At 41.2% G+C, this 20227-nt stretch carries 18 protein-coding genes and 2 pseudogenes; 7 read left to right on the forward strand and 13 right to left on the reverse strand.

Annotated features, from left to right (window positions below; translation table 11 throughout):
* Window position 1: 1 nt before the first annotated feature.
* The 6 genes and pseudogenes from DXA07_RS13950 to DXA07_RS04205 form a co-directional block, all read right to left on the reverse strand.
* A pseudogene (locus tag DXA07_RS13950) lies at window positions 2–463 on the reverse strand (sugar phosphate nucleotidyltransferase); the annotation flags it as partial.
* Window positions 409–669, reverse strand: coding sequence for a hypothetical protein (locus DXA07_RS13955; RefSeq protein WP_348980741.1), 261 nt, complete (start codon window positions 667–669; stop codon window positions 409–411). The pseudogene DXA07_RS13950 and the gene DXA07_RS13955, both read right to left, overlap by 55 nt.
* Window positions 670–972: 303 nt before the next feature.
* Window positions 973–1389: a hypothetical protein gene (locus tag DXA07_RS04190; RefSeq protein ID WP_118483486.1), complete on the reverse strand. Its 417-nt coding sequence runs from the start codon at window positions 1387–1389 to the stop codon at window positions 973–975.
* Between the two features lie 102 nt (window positions 1390–1491).
* The gene (gene spoVG, locus DXA07_RS04195; protein WP_008400199.1) at window positions 1492–1752 is read right to left on the reverse strand and encodes a septation regulator SpoVG; all 261 of its coding nucleotides are present in this window, start codon (window positions 1750–1752) and stop codon (window positions 1492–1494) included.
* Between the two features lie 29 nt (window positions 1753–1781).
* Window positions 1782–2906 (reverse strand): glucose-1-phosphate adenylyltransferase subunit GlgD, encoded by a 1125-nt coding sequence (gene glgD, locus DXA07_RS04200; protein ID WP_117808643.1) that lies wholly within the window; start codon window positions 2904–2906, stop codon window positions 1782–1784.
* A 2-nt stretch (window positions 2907–2908) separates the two neighbouring features.
* A complete protein-coding gene (locus tag DXA07_RS04205; protein ID WP_008400201.1) occupies window positions 2909–4177 on the reverse strand; it encodes a glucose-1-phosphate adenylyltransferase in 1269 nt (422 codons plus the stop codon).
* Between the two features lie 355 nt (window positions 4178–4532).
* Between DXA07_RS04205 and DXA07_RS04210 the strand changes: the two genes are divergently transcribed.
* Window positions 4533–6143, forward strand: a complete 1611-nt coding sequence (locus DXA07_RS04210; RefSeq protein WP_118483488.1) for an asparaginase — start codon at window positions 4533–4535, stop codon at window positions 6141–6143.
* 132 nt (window positions 6144–6275) lie between these two features.
* Here the strand turns inward: DXA07_RS04210 and DXA07_RS04215 are convergent, their stop codons facing one another.
* Window positions 6276–6683, reverse strand: coding sequence for a transcriptional repressor (locus DXA07_RS04215; protein WP_118483490.1), 408 nt, complete (start codon window positions 6681–6683; stop codon window positions 6276–6278).
* Window positions 6684–6926: 243 nt separating this feature from the next.
* Here DXA07_RS04215 and DXA07_RS04220 point away from each other — a divergent pair, with 243 nt between their 5' ends.
* The 4 genes from DXA07_RS04220 to DXA07_RS13350 are packed head-to-tail and all read left to right on the forward strand — an operon-like array spanning window position 6927 to window position 8785.
* Entirely contained in the window at window positions 6927–7283 is a 357-nt protein-coding gene (locus DXA07_RS04220) for a GntR family transcriptional regulator (protein ID WP_117808646.1), read from the forward strand.
* A gap of 27 nt (window positions 7284–7310) precedes the next feature.
* Window positions 7311–7997 carry an ABC transporter ATP-binding protein gene (locus DXA07_RS04225; RefSeq protein WP_117823210.1) on the forward strand — a complete coding sequence of 229 codons (687 nt, stop codon included), beginning with the start codon at window positions 7311–7313 and terminating at the stop codon, window positions 7995–7997.
* 18 nt (window positions 7998–8015) lie between these two features.
* Window positions 8016–8465 carry a hypothetical protein gene (locus DXA07_RS13345; protein WP_243015410.1) on the forward strand — a complete coding sequence of 150 codons (450 nt, stop codon included), beginning with the start codon at window positions 8016–8018 and terminating at the stop codon, window positions 8463–8465.
* Window positions 8466–8506: 41 nt separating this feature from the next.
* A complete protein-coding gene (locus DXA07_RS13350) occupies window positions 8507–8785 on the forward strand; it encodes a hypothetical protein (RefSeq protein WP_243015411.1) in 279 nt (92 codons plus the stop codon).
* Window positions 8786–9062: 277 nt separating this feature from the next.
* Here DXA07_RS13350 and DXA07_RS04235 read toward each other — a convergent pair whose 3' ends face one another.
* The 5 genes from DXA07_RS04235 to DXA07_RS04255 form a co-directional block, all read right to left on the reverse strand.
* Window positions 9063–10073 (reverse strand): alpha/beta fold hydrolase, encoded by a 1011-nt coding sequence (locus tag DXA07_RS04235; RefSeq protein ID WP_118483492.1) that lies wholly within the window; start codon window positions 10071–10073, stop codon window positions 9063–9065.
* A gap of 41 nt (window positions 10074–10114) precedes the next feature.
* A complete protein-coding gene (locus DXA07_RS04240; RefSeq protein ID WP_117785369.1) occupies window positions 10115–10573 on the reverse strand; it encodes an Lrp/AsnC family transcriptional regulator in 459 nt (152 codons plus the stop codon).
* 245 nt (window positions 10574–10818) lie between these two features.
* On the reverse strand, window positions 10819–12075 hold the full coding sequence (locus tag DXA07_RS04245) for a Glu/Leu/Phe/Val dehydrogenase (RefSeq protein ID WP_118483494.1): 1257 nt from the start codon (window positions 12073–12075) through the stop codon (window positions 10819–10821).
* Window positions 12076–12282: 207 nt separating this feature from the next.
* Window positions 12283–14430 (reverse strand): AAA family ATPase, encoded by a 2148-nt coding sequence (locus tag DXA07_RS04250; protein WP_118483615.1) that lies wholly within the window; start codon window positions 14428–14430, stop codon window positions 12283–12285.
* Window positions 14431–14475: 45 nt separating this feature from the next.
* On the reverse strand, window positions 14476–17091 hold the full coding sequence (locus DXA07_RS04255) for a S8 family serine peptidase (protein ID WP_118483496.1): 2616 nt from the start codon (window positions 17089–17091) through the stop codon (window positions 14476–14478).
* 265 nt (window positions 17092–17356) lie between these two features.
* Between DXA07_RS04255 and DXA07_RS13165 the strand changes: the two genes are divergently transcribed.
* Together DXA07_RS13165 and DXA07_RS04265 are read left to right on the forward strand one after the other, a co-directional pair.
* On the forward strand, window positions 17357–17782 hold the full coding sequence (locus DXA07_RS13165) for a hypothetical protein (protein WP_021943147.1): 426 nt from the start codon (window positions 17357–17359) through the stop codon (window positions 17780–17782).
* Window positions 17783–17875: 93 nt separating this feature from the next.
* Complete coding sequence (locus DXA07_RS04265) at window positions 17876–18301, forward strand: peptidylprolyl isomerase (protein WP_021943146.1); 426 nt, start codon at window positions 17876–17878, stop codon at window positions 18299–18301.
* Between the two features lie 466 nt (window positions 18302–18767).
* Here the strand turns inward: DXA07_RS04265 and DXA07_RS04270 are convergent.
* Window positions 18768–20092, reverse strand: a pseudogene (locus DXA07_RS04270) (uracil-xanthine permease family protein).
* Between the last annotated feature and the right edge of the window lie 135 nt (window positions 20093–20227).

Here is a 20227-nt window from a genome sequence, read left to right on the forward strand (position 1 = left end):
CTTATCTTGACCTCATTATCTCTTCTGCTTCTGCAAGCTGTTCCAGTGTATTGACACCCTTGATCTGATCTGCATCCTCCATGGCTGCCGCATCGACCGGAAGTCCCATTTTCTTGATGATCTCAATGGTGTCCGGCAGATAATATTCACCCTGTGCATTATCATTTGTAATCTGTGAAAGTGCTGCCAGTAATGCATCACATTTGAAAATATACATACCGGAATTCACTTCTTTAACTGCCTGTTCTTCCTCGGTTGCATCCTTCTGTTCTACAATCTTTGATAAGCCTTTCTCATCACGGATAATTCTTCCGTATCCAAATGGATCTGAAAGCATCGCTGAGATAACCGTAACACCATTTCCTGCTGCAACATGCTTCTTGATCGCCTGCTCTAATGTCTTACCGGTTACAAGTGGTGTATCTCCGCAAAGGACAACAACATCTCCCTCCGTGCCGATAAAATCAGAAGCACACTTAACTGCATGACCGGTTCCAAGCTGTTCGGTCTGTAGTGCATAGCTACTACATCCTGCATTTCTTCTGTCTTATCAAGCTTCGCATAAGTATCTTTAATACTTTTTTCTACTTCTTCTGCCTTGTATCCAACGATCACACAGACTTTATCACATCCGGCAGCTCTTGCCGCTTCTATCGAATAGTATACCATCGGTTCCCAAGCACCTCATGTACAACCTTTGGCTTTTCAGATTTCATTCTTGTTCCCTTGCCTGCTGCAAGGATGATGGCTTTCAGCATTGTCCTATTATCCTCCAAATAAAATATGAGATTACCACAGCTAATTTTACTTTATCCCTATTCCATTTTCAACCATATGGTGGAAATATTTCGTACATTCATCAAATTCTTCCTTACCACATGATAAACATTTCATAAATATAATCTCCTCTCAAATTAAATTCATAGCCCATATATTGGACTCCACTACGACTTTCTTTAATGGTCCATTTAATCAAAGTTCATTTTTCTGAAAAGGAACAGATATTCCCATCATCACACCAGCTAAAATCATTATGCTGGCATAAATCTCATTCAAATTAAAACATACCATAATCATAGCCAAAATAACAAAAATGGAGCAAATTCCCAGTTGAAGATTCTTTATTTTTCCCTTTTTATCTTTTTTTAACTTAACTATTAAAAAACCTACATCCAATAAAATATAGAGAATAAAGTCTACAATGAATAAAGCAATGTTTAAATCTTTTTCATAACAAATTGCTAAAATAATATTATACAATCCCAAAGCCACAGAACATACCTTGGTTAATTTAGCGTTCCAAATCACATTTGGAATCTTCCATTTGAAAGTAGACCAAACAATCAAAAAACAACCCGAAAACAATATCATTACTCTATTTATTTCCATAAATCTTCTCTCCCCTTGTTATAGATCTATATCATATATAAATACCAATACTAACACTAAAGCCAGCCACTGCATCTACAGTGGCTGGCTCCGTTTCACGTCTTAAGCTTCCAGTGATTCCTGATATTTCTCAAGTATCATCCGCTGCAGACGTTCTCTTGTCTCAGTATTGATTGGATGTGCGATATCTCTGTACTCACCATCTGCTGCTTTCCGGCTAGGCATCGCAATAAACAATCCCTTATCACCCTGGATCACTTTGATATCATGAACTACAAATTCATTATCAATTGTGATCGAAACGACGGCTTTCATCTTACCTTCTTTTTCAACACCCCTGACTCTGATATCGGTCACCTGCATCGTGTGTACCCCCTTGTCTTTCTTATCTGCTACAATGCGTATCTGAAATTCTTCTCCACGATAACCTTGATGTCATCCGGGCTACCCTGATGAACTGTATTTGCACGGATCGTATCTCTACTTTCTACAATACAGTTTTCGATTACACAATTATCCCCAATGTGTACATCGTTCAGAATGATAGAATTTCTGATCACACAGTTGTTGCCAATGTATACCTTCTTAAATAATACTGAATTTTCTACAGTACCATTTATGATACATCCACTTGCTACCAGGCTGTTATTCACAACCGCTTCCCCATTATACTTTGCTGGTGGAAGATCCTCCACCTTGGAGTAGATGTCAGGATGCTGCTTGAAGAAATAGTTTCTTACATCTCTGTTCAGGAAATCCATGTTTGTCTTATAGTAAGACTCCTTGGTTCCGATGTTTCTCCAGTAAGTATCCATCTTATATCCATAAATCTTCTTTACATTCTTATATCTTACAAGAATATCTCTTACAAAATCAGTTCTGCCTTCATTTGCACAGGTTTCCAGTAATTCGATGAGCTGTCTTCTTCTGATCACATAGATACCGGTTGAGATCGTATTGTTACCTGCAACCAGTGGCTTCTCCTCGAAATCTACGATACGGTTGTCCGCATCCATCTGTACTACACCGAAACGGTTCACATCATCTTCTCCAGGTTCGAGATCCTTACATACAACTGTAATATCTGCGCCTTTGCTGATGTGCTCTTCCAGAACCTTACCATAATCCAGCTTGTAGATACCATCACCGGATGCAATAACTACATATGGCTCATGACTTTCCTTCAGGAAATTAATGTTCTGATAAAGGGCATCTGCTGTACCTTTATACCAGTAGCTATTCTCTGATGTAATGGTTGGTGTGAATATATAGAGACCACCCTGTTTTCTTCCGAAATCCCACCATTTGCTGGAATTCAGATGTTCGTTCAGAGATCTGGTATTGTACTGTGTAAATACCGCTACCTTCTGGATATGGGAATTTGTCATATTCGAAAGGGCAAAATCAATAGCTCTGTAACCGCCAGTAATAGGCATAGCTGCAACAGCTCTCTTTGCTGATAATTCGCCCATCTTGTTGCTATTACCACCTGCTAAAATTATACCTAATGCTCTCATCTCTATTCACCTGCCTTTATAATACTTCCGCCACTCTTTAAGTTACCATCCGGATAATCTTCCGGAGTAGTCACACCAGATATAGCAGTATTCTTACCGATTGTTACACCATCAGGAATAACTGAGTTTTCTCCGATCGTAACAAGTCCAAATGAATAAATCTGTGGCTTGAATTCATTGACAGCTTCTTCTCCGATTCCAAGCTTAGCATCCTTACCAATCTTAACATTCTCTGCGATGATAGCCTTGTCCATATATGCATTCTCACCGATCGTTGCGTTATTCATAATGATCGAATTACGGATGACTGCACCCTTTTCGATCGTAACACCGGAACCGATAACGGAATTCTCAACATCGCCGTATACCTCTGTTCCTTCACCGATGATACATCTGCTTACTCTGCCGCTTGCATCTATGTACTGTGGTGGGATCGCATCTGTCTTGGTGTAGATCTTCCAGAACTCCTCATACAGATTGAATTCAGGAACAATATCTACTAACTCCATATTTGCTTCCCAGTAAGAACCAAGTGTTCCTACATCCTTCCAGTAACCCTTGAAGTCGTATGCACAGATCTTCTTGCCATTTGAATGGCAGTATGGAATGATGTGCTTACCAAAGTCACATTCCGGCTGATCCTTCATCTTTACAAGTGCCTCACGAAGCACCTTCCAACTGAATATATATATACCCATAGATGCTTTGTTACTTCTAGGATTTGCAGGTTTCTCCTCAAATTCTGAAATAACATTGTTCTCATCTGTAATTACAACGCCAAATCTGCTAGCCTCTTCCCATGGTACCTGATATGTAGCAAGTGTAATATCAGCATCACAGGATTTGTGATATTCCAGCATGTTTTCATAGTCCATCTTGTAGATATGATCACCGGATAATATCAGAACATATTCAGGATTATAATAATCTATAAACTCCAGGTTCTGATAAATAGCATTTGCAGTACCTGTATACCATTCGCTGTTATCACTTTTCTCGTATGGCGGAAGAACTGTCACGCCTCCTATGTTACGATCCAGATCCCAAGGGATACCGATTCCAATATGCTGGTTAAGCCTCAGTGGTCTGTACTGTGTAAGAACACCTACTGTATCAACACCTGAATTAATACAGTTGCTTAATGGGAAATCGATAATCTTGTATTTGCCGCCAAAAGCTACAGCCGGCTTAGCCAGATTAGAGGTCAGAACACCTAAACGGCTTCCCTGTCCTCCTGCAAGAAGCATGGCTATCATTTCTTTTTTAATCATAATGTCACCCCTTCGTGCGTATTAATATAAATGCATTATACCACTGTTTTTGTAATAAGCAAAGTTTTTTATTGCATTTTCACAATAAAAGTTGAAAGAATATAGAAATTTTAAACATTTTTACAAAACAAACACATATTTTGCATGAATTTTTCATGTATCTTTTAACAATTTTTACTGGTTATTTTTGATTAAAAAATTTCTTTCCTATATTCTCCGGGTAGAAATGGTTTTCTACTTGTGATAAACTCTACTTAATTATTTTACCGATATACTTTCAGGCTGTTACACAGATTTTGACCTGTCATAATCCCACAAATGCCTGAGTATACGAAGATGAAAGGAAGAAGAACTTATGGCTGAAATTTTAGTAAAAGAATACCGTGGCGATGTTGTTGAAAATGTACATTATGGATCTATTGCTATTGTTTCATCAACCGGCGAAACAATTGCTTATACCGGTGATATTGAGCGCCAGACTTATATGCGTTCCGCAAGCAAACCGATCCAGGTGCTTCCTACCCTGCTTGCAGGTCTTCATAAAAAATATAACCTGAGCGAGGAAGAAGTAACGATCTGTAATTCCTCTCACTGGGGCAGTAATCATCACATCTATGTACTTCAGAGCATCATGGAAAAAACGGGCTTAAAAGAAGAAGATATGATCATGAATCCAACGATCTCCACATCTGCAACACCGCTTGCGGACAAGCTTGCACTTGGTTCCAAGCTGAATCCTGTAGAGGGCAAGAGCCGTTTGCAGCACTGCTGCTCCGGCAAGCACTTAAGCCTTATGATGCTGCAGCGTGAACTGACAGGAAAAGTCACCGGCTACCAGCTTCCGGACTCTCCTGTCCAGAAGCAGATCATTTCATTCTTATCCATGCTAAGCCAGACTCCGACTTACCGGATCAGTCTGGGAATCGACGGCTGTGGTGTTCCGGTATTTGCACTTCCAATGCGTAATATCGCACTTGCTTATGCAAAACTTGCAGATCCGTTCAACCTGCCGGATGATATACGGGAAGCAATCACCTATAACTTCGACTGTATTAACAAGAATCCTGAAAAGATCAACGATTACTTTACACCATCTTACTATGTAAATAAGAACCCGGATCTTCTTATGAAGGACGGTTCCAGAGGTGTGATCTGTATGGCGATCCGAAGCCGGAAGCTCGGTATCGTGATCAAGCTCGAAGATGGCTGGAGCGACGAATATCAGGGAATCATTGTTGCCCGTATTTTGGAGCAGCTTCAGTATGATGATAAAGAACTGATCGAACAGCTTAAGAAAACGTATAACACAAAGATTTATAACGACTGCAAGGATGAGGTCGGACATGCCGAAGCAGATTTTGATATCCATATCGAACAGTCCTATTTCGATGAATTATTCGGAAATGCAGAACCGGAAGAAGACGATTCGGATGAATCTGATGCAGACACTGCAGACGAAAGCGCTGATTCCGAAGATTCCGATATTGATTCTTCAATCGAATACGAAGACATGGAAGAACTTGAAGATGATGAAGATACCAACGAAACCGATAAATCGTCCGGTCAAAAAAACAGCTTTGAAAGCTCCGACTTTATAAGCACTCTTTTGAATATGCGCGGCAAAAAAGCCCGGTCAAATTCCGAGCATAAGCCTGTCACAGATCATAATGACATGGATGAACCGGAAGACATCGACGAGGGTCCCGAAGCAGATGAGGATATGGAAGATGAGGAACAGCTCCCTGCAGAAGAACGTGCCAGACGCCGTGCAATCCGTGACCGCAGATCCATTCTTGGTCAGAATGTTGTCCTGCCATCATCAAACCAGACTTTCATCCAGAATCCAATGACCGATCCGATGCGTCCTGTAAAATCTGCCAAGGTGATTTCCACCATCCAGAATAATGACGCTGAGTTTGAGGTTTTCGACAGGGAAGACAATGAAGATAACAAAGAGCAGGAATAACACCATGCTTTATAACACTATCAGGATTTATATAAGATTGCATAAAATATAGCATACACATACAGCAACACCCATATGTGGTTGTCTGTATGTATGCTATATTGCAATCTTATATAAAACCTGAACAACCCATCAAAGCATGGTGTTATTCCTGCTCGTTCTGACATTCAGGCAGATGCCGACATATTCAAGATTGTGGGATGAAATGATAAAGTCCTCATCCGCCAGTCTGCCCCGCTCATCGATCTCAGGATCATATGGCACATGGCTGTCGAAGATTCTTCCGCATTTAGTACAGATAATATGATAATGCGGAACCGGATTGCCATCAAAATGTTCATTCTTATCAAATGAGAATACATTCATGATAATGCCGTCATCAACCGCATCCGCCAATACTCTGTATACAGTCGATGCACCTATATTATAACCTCTCTCCACCAGGATCTGATGAAGCTGCTGAGCAGTCGGATGACTTTTCAATTCTTTTATAACCGAATATATAACCTGTTTTTGTTTTGTGTTTCTTTTCTCTGCCATACCCATTCACTCCAATGATTTATTCCGATCTTACTTTTGATAAGTTTATACTAACACATATTTTGTCAGGTTTGAATACCTTTTTAAGAATTATTCTCATTAATTTCAACCTTTATCCGGCAATTCACCTGTAAATGGAAGTTTTTGCCGGCAAATTAATATTTATAAATTTATTTTTTATGCTTGACATCCCAAGTGTATTGGTGTACTATCCAACTAGCACAGTAGTTAGGAGGGAAGCATTTGGAATTTAAATCAAACCTGCCGATCTACCTTCAGGTCATCGATGATATAAAAAAGAAGATTATTACAGGTACCCTGCCACTTGGTACCAAGCTCCCATCATCCAGAGAGCTTGCCATCCAATATGACATCAACCCAAACACCGCGGCCCGGGTTTATAACGAGATGGAATCTCTCGGACTGTCATATACGAAACGTGGAATTGGTACATTTGTAACAGAAGATCCTCAGGTAATTGATCGGCTGAAACAGGAACAGTTAAAGCAGATCCTTACAGTTCTGGATGAACAGCTCACCGGCATGGGATATACGCCGGAAGAGATCATCCGATTATTGCAGGACTACTATTCCCTGTAAAAACAAGTATTGAAAGGAATGAATACTATGATTAAATGTGAACACTTAGTAAAAAAGTATATGAGTACGACCGCTGTTTCGGACCTGTCACTGGATATCATATCCGGTAACATTTATGCTCTACTCGGTCCAAACGGAAGCGGTAAATCCACCCTTATGAAAATGATCGCCGGGCTTTCAAAACCGTCCTCCGGTACGATCACAATGGATAACCGTCCACTGGATTACAGAGCAAAGGCGCATATCGCATATATGCCTACAGAAGCCTATTTCTTCGGTTATATGAACTGCATCGATGTCGGAAAATATTACCGTGATTTCTTCGCTGATTTTGATTATGACAAATACATGCGACTGTTACAGGAAATGGATCTGTCGCCAAAGCAAAAAGTGCGTGAGATGTCATCCGGTATGATGGCAAAGCTGAAGATCGTTGCAACACTTTCAAGGAATTCGGAAGTTATTATGTTAGACGAACCGTTAAACGGCATCGATATCATTGCCCGCGAGAAGATCATTCATACAATCGTGTCTAATATCTCAGACGACACTGCCGTTATCATGTCAAGCCATCTGGTGGATGAACTGGAAAAGATCATTGATCATGCCATCTTCATCAAAAACGGAACCTGTGTATTACAGGGTAATGCAGAAGAACTTCGTATCGCACAGGGCAAATCCATTGTTGATATGTATAAAGAAATCTACGCATAAACTGGGAGGTATTCAATTATGTTAAAAATGTTAAAATATGAATTTCGCCGTGGAATCTTTCCACTTCTGATCGTAGGGATCGTCATAGCTGCCATTGAGCTTTACTTTCTCATTGGTACGTTAACCGAACATGCAGATCACTCTGTTATTGCTGTTTCCCTGCTTATTCTCGCGGCTTTCTGCTGTTACCTGTTTGTATTGATCTACGGCATAATCAGTTACAGCCAGGATCTGAAAAACAAATCAGGATATCTGGTCTTTATGGCTCCTATATCCAGCTATAAAGTAATCGGCGCCAAACTGTTATCCATCCTGCTGACAGGTGCAATAATCGTTGCTGTTATATTTGGATTACTGACCTTAGATCTCAGCCTGGCATACTCCACATATGACTCCATTGATACTTTTTATGATTTTCTAAGTAATATTCTTGAAATGGGGGGATATTCCCTGGCGGCGTTATCTTAAGATTACTGGCATTTATCCTTGTATTTCTGATCCAGTTCTTTATGACGATCACACTTGCCTACCTTGCGGTATCGGTATGCTCCACCATTCTTCAGACAAAGAAGATTAAAGGTTTTATCAGTTTCGTACTGTTCATCGTCTTCTATGTGATCCTGTCTGTAATTGCTTCTAAGATTCCCCATCTGTCCAATCCCGGACCGGATGCAACATTTATGGAAGCCATGTATGCCATGATCCCACAGATCGCACTCTACTTCGTAGTAATGGTGGCAAGCTATATCGGAAGCTCCGTGCTCCTCGAAAAGAAGATCAGCTTGTAACGCAAACGAACAGGCGGTAACTCTCAGCCGTTCATGCTATGGTTTGAAAATGCCCCGGTTGAGGGTTACCACCTGTTCTGTTTTTACATAATATAAAGATTTGCAATCCAAAGTATATTAGATTTTTGTACAATATATTTTCTTATATTAATTTATGAAATCCATATACTTCACACTCACATTTGTATATAAAACAAGGGCATATCTGTAAAATACGAAGGTAGTCATGCGTATTTTACAGATATGCCCTCGTTTATAATCAAATGTGTTTCCATCCCTACACCCCTATGGTGTGCAGGTCGATCCAGTTATAGATATCGTAATATGCCTGAATATTGTTGATCTCGTTTATGACTTCGTGACGCGCATCCTTGTACAGGATGCATTTGACATCATCTGTGATATATCTGCTGTATTTGTTGTATAAAAGCTTCACGTCCAGGCCATAGTGTCCGACTGGATCTTTGCTCCCTGATATGAACAATACCGGCATATTCTTTGGCACATTTGCCAGATTATCCTCATCCTGAATAAATTCCAGTGTTTTGAATAACGTCTTGTAGCCCTTTACCGTAAAAGTATAGTCATACATCGGATCTGCCATATATTTGTCAACCTGAACATAGTCTCTGCTCAGCCAGTCTTTCACGGTACGCTTCCGCTTCTCACCGTTCATGATCGTCATTCTGGGAATACCGAAAAGGTAAGTACCAAATGCAAGCACCTGCAACAATTTGCTTCTATGCTTCTCGCCACGGAGCATACTCTCCACTCCGGCTACTGCCTCTCCGATCTTCAGCATACACTTCGGATGTCCGCCCGTTCCCATACAGATAAAACCATCTATGCTGGCATTTTTCTGCAGCTTTGCAGGGTACTTTGGATCTTTTGCATATTCGCACATATATCTTCTTGCAATAAATGATCCCATACTGTGTCCCATAAGAAAATACGGAAGATCCGGATATGCCCGTTTTATGCATCTGGTCACACGATGAACATCTGCTGCCATCGTCTTACTGGCATCATAAGCATACATGTAACCCATCTCGGATTTATTTCTGGCTGTCAGTCCATGCCCCAGATGATCATTTCCGCATACCAGAATTCCTCTGGCAGCCATAAATCTTGCAAAATGGTCATAACGTTCCATATCCTCTATCATACCATGAGAGATCTGAAGCACCGCCTTGATCTCACCCTTTGGAATCCAGACAATGACATGTAATTTATCTCTTCCGTTGGATGATGGAATATATGTCTCTTTTTTCTTTACGTTCTGTTTCATAAGCAACCTCCCATTGTTAGTATCCGCTTTCGAAAAAAAATTTATGTATTCGGCTCCTGATTTTCTTCCTTCCAGTAGATATTTCTGTGTTCTACAGAGGTCGAGAATGCGATCAAAGTCTTTGTTTTTCCAAATCTCTGTAATTCACCAATAAACAGATCCAATGCCATCGTCGTCTCAAAGATAACCTCGATCAGCATAGAATAGTCACCGGTCACACAATTACATTCCACAACATTTTTGCAGTTCTTGATAAATGGATAAAAATCCTGTTTGTCGTTCGGCTCTACCTCTAAATTAATAAATGCTTTTGTATAATATCCCAGTGCGATCGGATTAATCTGTACCTGAAAGCCCTCGATCACCCCTGCTTCCTTTAACCGCTCTATTCTTGTAGATACTGCTGTTGATGACAGAAACACACATTCTGCAATATCCTTTAAAGACATACGGGCATCCTTCTCTAACAGTTCCAGAATCTTCTGATCTACCTCATCCAGACAGTAAGCCGTCTCTTTTACTTCACGCATAGTTTTACTCTCCATTTTCTTATACATCTCATCTGCCAAATACCTTTATTTATATAGAAACTTTGGTATAGAAAAAGGACATCCTTCATCTGAGAAGGACATCCCTTTCATATTTCTGATATCAATGTACTTCTATCTATCCTATCTGTATTTTACTACTAATAACAGGATAAATCCAGCACTAAAAATACCATGTAGTATTGCATCTGTATATTTTACGGGAATATACCCTTGATCTCTTCCGTATGGATCAATCGTTTTAAAGCAATGATATAGGCTGCCATCCGCAAAGTACAATGACTCTTTTTGCTCTCCTCCACGATTTCTCCAAATGCTTTCGTCATGATCGTTTCAAGCATCTCATTTACCTGCGGTTTTTCCCATGTCATTTCCTGAATGTTCTGCACCCATTCAAAATAAGAAACAATAACACCGCCGCTGTTTGCAAAAATATCCGGCACAAGCCTGATACCTCTTTCTGCAAGGACCGGATCTGCATCTGCTGCCGTCGGTCCATTTGCACCCTCAACGATATAAGAACATTTTAACTTCTCCGCAACCTCTTTCGTGATCTGATTTTCAAGTGCTGCCGGAACCAGTACATCGCAATCACAGGTAAGAATATCTGTATTTGAAATATGGGTAACACCATCTTCCTGATAGTCTGCAAGCAGACCACCGGCTTCTACATAAGCCGTTACCTTATCTGCATCCAACCCAGTCTCCTTGTAGATTCCACCCGACACATCACTGAGCGCTACAACAACCGCACCTCTATGTCCAAATATTCTGGCTGTATTGCCGCCAACATTACCGCATCCCTGAATTGCAACCTTAGTACCTTCTAACGCCTTGCCATCTTCTGCAAGAAGGAGCTTGGTGCTGATCACAACTCCACGTCCGGTTGCCGATGGTCTTCCCTTGGAACCGCCAAGCTCCAGTGGTTTTCCTGTCACAACTCCGGGACAAGGTTTTCCCTTTAGCTGGCTGTATGTATCTAACACCCATGTCATAATCTGTGCATTTGTATTTACATCAGGAGCAGGTATATCGGTATCTGCTCCGATGATCGGCTCGATCGCATAGGTATATCTTCTCGTCAATGCACACAATTCCCGTCTGGAAAGTGTAGCCGGATCTACTTTGATACCACCCTTCGCTCCTCCAAATGGTATATTTGCCACTGCACATTTTAATGACATCCATGTTGCAAGTGCTTTGACTTCATTCAGTGATACGTTCTTGTGATAACGTATACCTCCTTTGAACGGTCCTCTGATATTTGAATGCTGGACTCTGTATCCTTCAAATACCTTAACACTTCCGTCATCCATCTCCACAGGAAGGTAAACCTTAGTCTCACGCTGTGGATTTTTGATGATCTCAAACATCCTCTTGTCAATTCCACCAATGTTCATGGCTTCTTCCATCACTGCTACCACATTCTCATATGGGTCGTACTGTCTGCTCATCTTCGTATCTCCTCGTTTAACAAATATTTTATTGTCACGAGTTATCCGGTGTTACCTGTAAGGGATAAACCTTTTGACAAGAGGCATTCTAATCCTCCTGCATTTATACGTCAATATCTCAAGTCAAGCACCATCCAAAATGATATTTTGAAGTATTTTATCTTAATAATGTATATTTATAGCAGTTCAAACTTGAAATAATCAAGTTTAATTTGTAACATTGATCACATATAACTGGTGCAGTGCTCTTGTACAGGAAATGTAAAATGCGTGCCGGCTGATCCGGTTTTCCATCACATCCTGTTCATTGATAACAAACACTGCATCGAATTCCATCCCCTTTGCAAGAAACTTCGGAAGAACGACCACGCCGCCATTATAGACAGTCGACTGATTTGTAAGATATGTCACCTGCTCATATTCTTCCAGTTCTTTGTACATGGCAAATGCACGTTCTTCATCATCACAGAGAATTGCCACATTATCAAAATCATCCAGTTCTCCATAATCAAGCTTCTCTTCGATAAATCCGGCAGCGTCCTCTATGCTCTCTGCCTGCTCCGTCACCGGCTCCATGCCATGGCGGTTGAGTGGATGGGCTTCCCCCTCGTCTGACGCCCGGTCTGCTTCCAGAATCTTGTTACAGAATTCTGTGATCTCACAGGTTGAACGATATGCAGTATCCAGAGTCTTGATCTGGCAGCCACCTGTTCCTCCATGCGGCACAAATACCGTCTGCAATACATCCAGCACCGTTTCCTCCGGATTATAATAAAGCACCTGCAGGCTGTCACCCAGTATCGTCTTCTTACATTTAAAAATACGATCCAATACCGCATACTGGAATATATTGTAATCCTGCATCTCATCGATCACGAGATGCTTGATATTGTCATAGGACTTGCATCCATAGAAATAAATCTGCAGATAAAAGACTGCCAGAATATCTTCATAGCACACCTTTCCATACTCATTCCGGTACTGTTCGATACCCGGATACTGTTCAGCCTGACTGTTAAGAAAATCCTGATATAATTCGATCAGGTTGCGCTCCGCATACTGATAGATCATCTCTTTTGTGATCTGGTTCTCCATCTTCTGATGCTTCTCATCCGTAAATGCCTGATCCTGTTCATCCTCTACCCGGTCTGCTATAAAATATGCGATCTTCTCAAAACGTTCATAGACCGGATATCTGGCAAAACGATTATAGAACATCTTCTCAATCTGATCCTTTGTAAATTCTGTTTTCTCAAAATGGAAATCTTTAAACTTAATATTTGCCGTATACTCTTCCAGATATTTGTTAAATGCCTGATAGAACGCTATCGATGATTTCCATGCAATATTCTTCATCTCCGGACTTTCCATATCAGGATGTGTCGTGATCCGGTCTGCCTGTTCCAGCTTTGTCTCATAATCACAGTCCACAAACAGGATTTCCTCCATCAGAGAATCAAATTCCTTCTCCGGTACATTATCCTCGCCGACCTCCGGCAGCACACCGGCAATATAATCGCCAAAGATTCCATTTGGCGACAGGATCATAACATTGTCTGCCGACATCGTCTTACGATTGTTGAATAACAGCCACGCCAGTCTGTGCATCGCAACTACTGTCTTACCACTTCCTGCCCGTCCATCCACAATAAGATTATAAGCTATTTTATTACGGATCAATGCATTCTGTTCTTTCTGGATCGTTGCAACTACGGATTTCATCTTCGTGCCGCTGTTCTTTCCCAGTGCATCAAGCAGGATCATATCATTGATCTTCTCATCGGTATCGACTGCATTATGCAGTCTTCCATTACTGATATCAAATTGCTTCTTCTCTACGATCTTTCCAAAATATTCTTTATCGGGGGCCTGATAGGATGCCTCGCCCTTCTCATAATCATAATACATCGATGCGATCGGAGCACGCCAGTCATAGACCTTCTGATCCTGTTCATCCATCGACCAGTAGCCGTTTGTTCCGATATAGACCGGAAGAACCTGTCCATCCTCCTGATACTCAAATGCAATCTTTCCAAAATACGGACTCTCGATCTGGTGCGCCAGTACATCTACCTGCTTTGCCGCATGTTCGATAAAAAATGTATCGTTATTTACATTGTTCATGTTCTGCAGGAATTCCTCGTCGTCCATATCTCCATGGCTGTCACGCATATATTTCTTCTGCACTTTGATCGCCTGATTCCGATAGTCGATGCTCTCCTGTGTGATCTGAAGATCACACTGCAGCTCATTTTCTACTTCTTCAAAATATTCCTGTTCTTCTTCCGGCGTTGTCTCTCTATATGTTTCCTGAACCTGTTTCTTGTCCATTTTCTTTCCTTTCAAAACAGACACCATCCAAAATCAAATCCACCTGACTTCAAATGATGCCTGTACATTTTACTTCTTTATAATTGTGACTCTTTTTGCTGCACTGCTCTGCGCACTGCCGCTTACTGCCTTTACCGTATATACATAGCGATAACCGGATCTTGCCGTCTTATCTTTCCAGTAAGGATCCGTTGTTGTTCCAATCTGTTTCATGGAGCCTTTTTCTTCCTGTCTGTATATCTTATACTTCTTTGCTCCTTTGATTGATTTCCATTTTACTGCAACACCGTAGCTGCGTTCTTTTACCGATATTGCCGGTCTGGTCAGTCTCCGGGTTACTACCGCATCGCTGTAAGCACCAAAAGATGTGCCCTTTCTAGCCCGGATTCTATATGCATACCATGTGCCTGATTTTGCAGATGTGTCTACATAAGTCAATGTGTCTCCGGAATTGACATCTCCGATTCTCTGCCATTTTCCTTTATATGTTCTGCGATAGATCCGATAGCCCTCTGCTCCCGGTACGCTGTCCCAGGTCAAAGACAAGCCACTCTTCTGGTTTGCTACCGTTTTCAGTTCTGCTGCTGCAAGCCGGATCGTATATGGACATTCGATCTTTCCGGTATAATTTCCGGTTCCGGTCACAACACAGGTTGCACGTCCAACCTTTTTGGCATTTCTGTATGTTACCGTATAATCTTCTTTATTCAATCCGGCAACCGTCACGGACGGCTTACAGCTCTTACCCGCATACTGATATACTTTCTTTGACAGTGTTGCTGTAAGACCGGATATATCCTTCGGCGTTACAGTCAGCGTATAACTTGCCAATGTCGTTTTATATGCTGCATCTGCTCCGACCGTTGCAGTGATCGTGCAGCTTCCTACACCCTTTATCGAAATATAGCCTTTTTCATCTGCTTCCGCAATTCTGGTATTAGATGACTGATATGTCACTTTTCCCTCTGAATTGGTCGTAACTTTATACCGATATGCCTTGCTTCCATATTCTCTGGTAACTGTCTGCTTGGAAAATGCAGTCTGCGATTCCGGCTTTTCATTTCCATTTTCATCATAATCTGTATACTGGACCTTCAGACCCGACTGATCAAAATAATCATGAAGATTAACATAGCCCCAGCCATATTGTGGATCCCAGCCATAGGTTCCCTTATCAACGGCATATTTCTTAAGTACCTTCTTCACACCCTTGTAGTTCAGTGATGGCTGGATCATCTTCACATATGCCACCGCCGCTGTTATATGTGGCGTTGCCATAGAGGTACCGGACATTTTCTGATACTTACCCTTCAGATATGTTGATACAACACTGGTTCCCGGTGCGCAGAAATCAACAGTATCTCCATAGTTGGAATAGCTGGCTGCAAAATTCTCATTGCTGTTCATCGCAGTTACAGTTATTACATTTCCTCTGTTTGCAGGGTAAGTTGTGCTGACATCCGTTGCATAATTACCGGCTGCACAGCAGACAACCGTTCCAGATGTCTCTGCCTTCTTTAATACATCCTTTAATAACGTAGAATATTTCCAGAATAATCCTGTCCATCCAAGGCTCATATTTACTACATCTGCCTTTTGGGATACCGCATATTGTAACGCGCTCCGGATTGCAAGATTTGACGATTTACCTGCATCATCAAAGGTTTTAAGGATCATCAGTTTTACATTTTCCGGTGTATTATCTGCAATGATACCGGCTACATGGGTTCCGTGTCCATTTCCATCCGTATATGCCTTGTTTTTGCTTACTTTATCTTTTCCCTGAAAACAATAACTATGCTTGGTATCTATTCTGCCCTTAAAAATCTTATTCGTTGCATCCAAACCTGTATCAATAATGGCAACTGTCACTTCCTGATCGATCACATAATAATCATATTCTGCTTTCAGATAGCCAAATCCCATCACGCTGCCGCCCCAGGACAGGGAATTATGGTCTTCAATGTCCGGAACATCTGCAAGAATATCACTGTCTACCACCTGATCGATAAAACAATGATCCGTACCATAAGCATCCGCTAACTCATAATAAGCATATTCCGTATCCGCAGTTGTATCAAACTGCAGCACATATTCATTATAATCTCCATAATGAAGGATCTCGGATGCACCATAGCTGTCTGTAAGCTGCGCTCCATCCGTCAATACCATCAGACGCTTTAACTGATATTTGTCATTGGAGTCTGTACTTCCATCGGATCCTGGTTCTGTTGTTTCTGTATCCGGTACTGTGTAGTCCTGATCCCAGTTATCATTGATCAGTTCTACCACATCAGAAGCATCTTTCGCTTCTTTCACCGGAACCCCGGCAATATATTCTACCGGATCCCGATTCTCCGCACTCTCATCCTGTATATCCTGATCACAGATCTCCATCGCTTCGTCCGTCTGCTCTGTCGTATCACTCAGCCCGGCAACCGTATAATCTTTCCCATTGATCTGTACTGTATGATCCTGCTGTTCTTTCGAAGCAAGCTCACTCATATCATATGTATGAATCGTTGTATCTGTCTGTCCTGTACTGGTTCTATTGGCATCGTGCAGGCTGTCCCAGGGAAAAACCGTGCTCGCTAATATAGCCGCCATCCCTATGCAGATACCGGCTTTTTTATAATTCTTCTTTTTCCTATAAAACAGCTTTTCTCGTTTCTGTCTATTGTTCATTTCTTTTCTCTTTTCATCATATCACTTATGTTTAAATCCAATTTCCCTTTTTATTTTAAACCATCTTGCTGATAACTTCTATAGTTAATTTTCAGGTTCTGCTAATATATTTACCGCAAATATATTTATGTGTCTTTTTTTGTACATCGTTTTTTGTATTCTCTATATAACAAAAACCTGTATACATTAACCACAATTCCGTTTTTCTTATTTTTCTCTATAGGCAAACGGTAGGTTGACCACATTTTCGATCGGAGGGATTCATATGTCACATTCAAATTCTAATTCGGGAGGATGCCTCCCAGGCATCATTATTTTTCTTATTATCTGTTACATCATCGGTGCTGTCAGTGACAGCGGAAAGCATACCTGCTATTATATCGGATGCGACCGGGAAGTGGATAAAAACGAAACCTACTGCTGGTACCACAAAGATTACGGTCACCGTAAATCCTATAATGTTACAACGCAGGCAACGACTGAATCCAATTATCATAAACAGTCCTCTTCTTCATCCCGTTATTCTACGGCAACTGAAGCTGCTCATTCTCAGGATGTTTACGACTCCTACGATGATGGATATGATGACGTATATGACAATATGGGAGATTACGATGAAGATCGATATGATGAAGATGACGATTATCGGGACGGTGTAGACGATGCCATTGATGAATTTGGTTACTACTAAGATCTTCAGGATATCGTTTTCATGAACATTTTATAGTCATTCCTCTGATTTCATGTTAGAATAAGACATTCAATGAAATCGGAGGAATTTTTTATGAGTAACGAAGGCAAGAAATGTACGGTTCACTATACAGGAACATTTAACGATGGAACAAAATTTGATTCATCTTATGACCGTGGTGAACCGATCGACTTTGTATGCGGTGCAGGCATGATGATCAAGGGATTTGACGAAGCTGTTAAGGGCATGGCGATCGGTGATATCATCGATGTACACCTTATGCCGGAAGAAGCATACGGCATGCCGGATCCCGACAATATCTTAACTGTTGAGATCAACCAGCTTCCCGGTGCTGAGGATCTGGAAATTGACCAGAAGGTATTCCTGTCAAATCCAGCCGGACAGTCTTTCCCTGTTAAGGTAACCGCCAAGGATGATACTACGATCACCTTTGACGCAAACCATGAGATGGCAGGCAAAGAACTGAACTTCAAGATTGAACTTCTGGATGTAGAATAAACAGAAAAAAATTATGTACACCTGATATAAAATCTCCCAGACGTTCCGGATATGATATACTACGAATTTCTACTCGTCACACGCATCTATCATATCCGGAACGTCTGGGAGATTTTTTATACCAAGTGTACATAATTTTCTCCTGCCATACATTTTTCCAACTCATCCATATACCGCACCATCCTTTCAATTATCGTTGTTCCAAGTATACCACATTATATCCTCTAACATCTTCTCAACCTACATAAGCCTGAATCCAGCTTGTAATACAAAACTGCCATATTAAGACCTCAAGCGAGGATTTCTTTATGAAATGCATATACCAGCAAATGTGGGTGCCTGTCTGAGCCCAAAGGGCGAGTTGGCACAGGAACATTTACGAATCATGTATATGCAGTTCATCGAAACCACAGCGTGTCTTAATATGGCAGTTTTGTATTACAAGCCAATTCAGGCTTTATTCATTTTACTCGTCGAATTCGTAGTCTTTGCCCGGAAGGATTGCGTTTAAAGCAATTCCAAGGATAGCTGCGATAGCAAGTGATGTTAATGTGATAGATGTTCCTGCAACTGTGAAGGTAATACCATTACCGAATCCAAGTCCGCTGACAAGGATAACAGCAGCAACGATCAGGTTACGCGACTTTGTGAAATCCACCTTGTTCTCAACAACATTACGAACACCAATTGCTGAGATCATTCCGTACAGCATGAAGCTGACACCACCAATGATCGATGCAGGAAGTGAACCGATACACTCAGCAACCTTTGGTGAAAAGCTGAGAAGGATCGCATATACAGCAGCCAGACGTACGACTCTTGGATCGTATACACGGCTAAGCTCAAGAACACCGGTATTCTCACCGTATGTTGTATTTGCAGGACCACCGAATGCAGCAGCAAACGCTGTAGCAAGGCCATCACCGATCAGAGTTCTGTGAAGTCCCGGATCTTTGATGAAATTATTACCTGTTGTAGCTGAGATTGCTGAGATATCTCCGATATGCTCCATCATAGTTGCAAGAGCGATAGGTGCCATTACAAGGATGGAAGTAATATTGAATTTACAAAGCTGGAATGGAGGAAGATCCACCCATCCGGCATCCTTTACTGCCTTAAATGTGAAGATCGCAGATCCGTCCGGATTGTGAACACCACATTTGAAAAGAATAAATGCAACTACATATGAGATCACAACACCCATAAGAATCGGAATGATCTTGAACATTCCTTTGCCCCAGATATTAAAGATTACGATAACTGCAAATGCGATAATTGCAAGAATCCAGTTTGTTTTTGCATTATTTACGGCTGATGGCGCAAGACTCAGACCGATACAGATAATGATCGGACCGGTAACAACAGGTGGAAGGAAACGCATAACACGTTTTACGCCAACCAGTTTTACAACCAGCGCAAGAACCAGATACAACGCACCTGCTACTACGATACCGCCACATGCATAAGGTAATTTCTCACCCATAGACATATCTTTGAAGATTCCGGTATCAAGATTTGCGACTGTGTTAAAGCCTCCTAAGAAAGCAAATGAGGAACCCAAAAATGCAGGCACCTTTAATTTTGTACATAAATGGAAGAATAACGTTCCTATTCCGGCACAAATCAGTGTAACCTGAATGGATAAGCCTCTCCATTAAAATAAGTATTTACCAGAATCGGTACTAAAATAGTTGCACCAAACATGGCAAACATGTGTTGCAAACCTAACAGCAACATTTTCGGAACACCCAGTTCCCTTGCATCATAAATCGCTTCTTTTTTCTGATTCATAATAATCTCCCTTCTTCTATTGTACCTGTTTTACTGTGATCCTATCGATTGAAATGCACGCTTTCTTTCGACAAAACCTCCAGCACACCATCTTTACGATGATAACATAAGAAGGGAGATTTGTGAACTGCAAAT

Source organism: Clostridium sp. AM54-37XD (assembly GCF_003478225.1).
Taxonomy (GTDB): domain Bacteria; phylum Bacillota; class Clostridia; order Lachnospirales; family Lachnospiraceae; genus Coprococcus; species Coprococcus ammoniilyticus.

Bases quoted from the DNA above. Each gene is read 5' to 3' on its own strand.
- DXA07_RS13955 (WP_348980741.1), bottom strand. From the start codon at position 669: ATGGTATACTATTCGATAGAAGCGGCAAGAGCTGCCGGATGTGATAAA.
- DXA07_RS04190 (WP_118483486.1), bottom strand. From the start codon at position 1,389: ATGGAAATAAATAGAGTAATGATATTGTTTTCGGGTTGTTTTTTGATT.
- spoVG (WP_008400199.1), bottom strand. From the start codon at position 1,752: ATGCAGGTGACCGATATCAGAGTCAGGGGTGTTGAAAAAGAAGGTAAG.
- glgD (WP_117808643.1), bottom strand. From the start codon at position 2,906: ATGAGAGCATTAGGTATAATTTTAGCAGGTGGTAATAGCAACAAGATG.
- DXA07_RS04205 (WP_008400201.1), bottom strand. From the start codon at position 4,177: ATGATTAAAAAAGAAATGATAGCCATGCTTCTTGCAGGAGGACAGGGA.
- DXA07_RS04210 (WP_118483488.1), top strand. From the start codon at position 4,533: ATGGCTGAAATTTTAGTAAAAGAATACCGTGGCGATGTTGTTGAAAAT.
- DXA07_RS04215 (WP_118483490.1), bottom strand. From the start codon at position 6,683: ATGGCAGAGAAAAGAAACACAAAACAAAAACAGGTTATATATTCGGTT.
- DXA07_RS04225 (WP_117823210.1), top strand. From the start codon at position 7,311: ATGATTAAATGTGAACACTTAGTAAAAAAGTATATGAGTACGACCGCT.
- DXA07_RS13345 (WP_243015410.1), top strand. From the start codon at position 8,016: ATGTTAAAAATGTTAAAATATGAATTTCGCCGTGGAATCTTTCCACTT.
- DXA07_RS13350 (WP_243015411.1), top strand. From the start codon at position 8,507: ATGACGATCACACTTGCCTACCTTGCGGTATCGGTATGCTCCACCATT.
- DXA07_RS04235 (WP_118483492.1), bottom strand. From the start codon at position 10,073: ATGAAACAGAACGTAAAGAAAAAAGAGACATATATTCCATCATCCAAC.
- DXA07_RS04245 (WP_118483494.1), bottom strand. From the start codon at position 12,075: ATGAGCAGACAGTACGACCCATATGAGAATGTGGTAGCAGTGATGGAA.
- DXA07_RS04255 (WP_118483496.1), bottom strand. From the start codon at position 17,091: ATGAACAATAGACAGAAACGAGAAAAGCTGTTTTATAGGAAAAAGAAG.
- DXA07_RS13165 (WP_021943147.1), top strand. From the start codon at position 17,357: ATGTCACATTCAAATTCTAATTCGGGAGGATGCCTCCCAGGCATCATT.
- DXA07_RS04265 (WP_021943146.1), top strand. From the start codon at position 17,876: ATGAGTAACGAAGGCAAGAAATGTACGGTTCACTATACAGGAACATTT.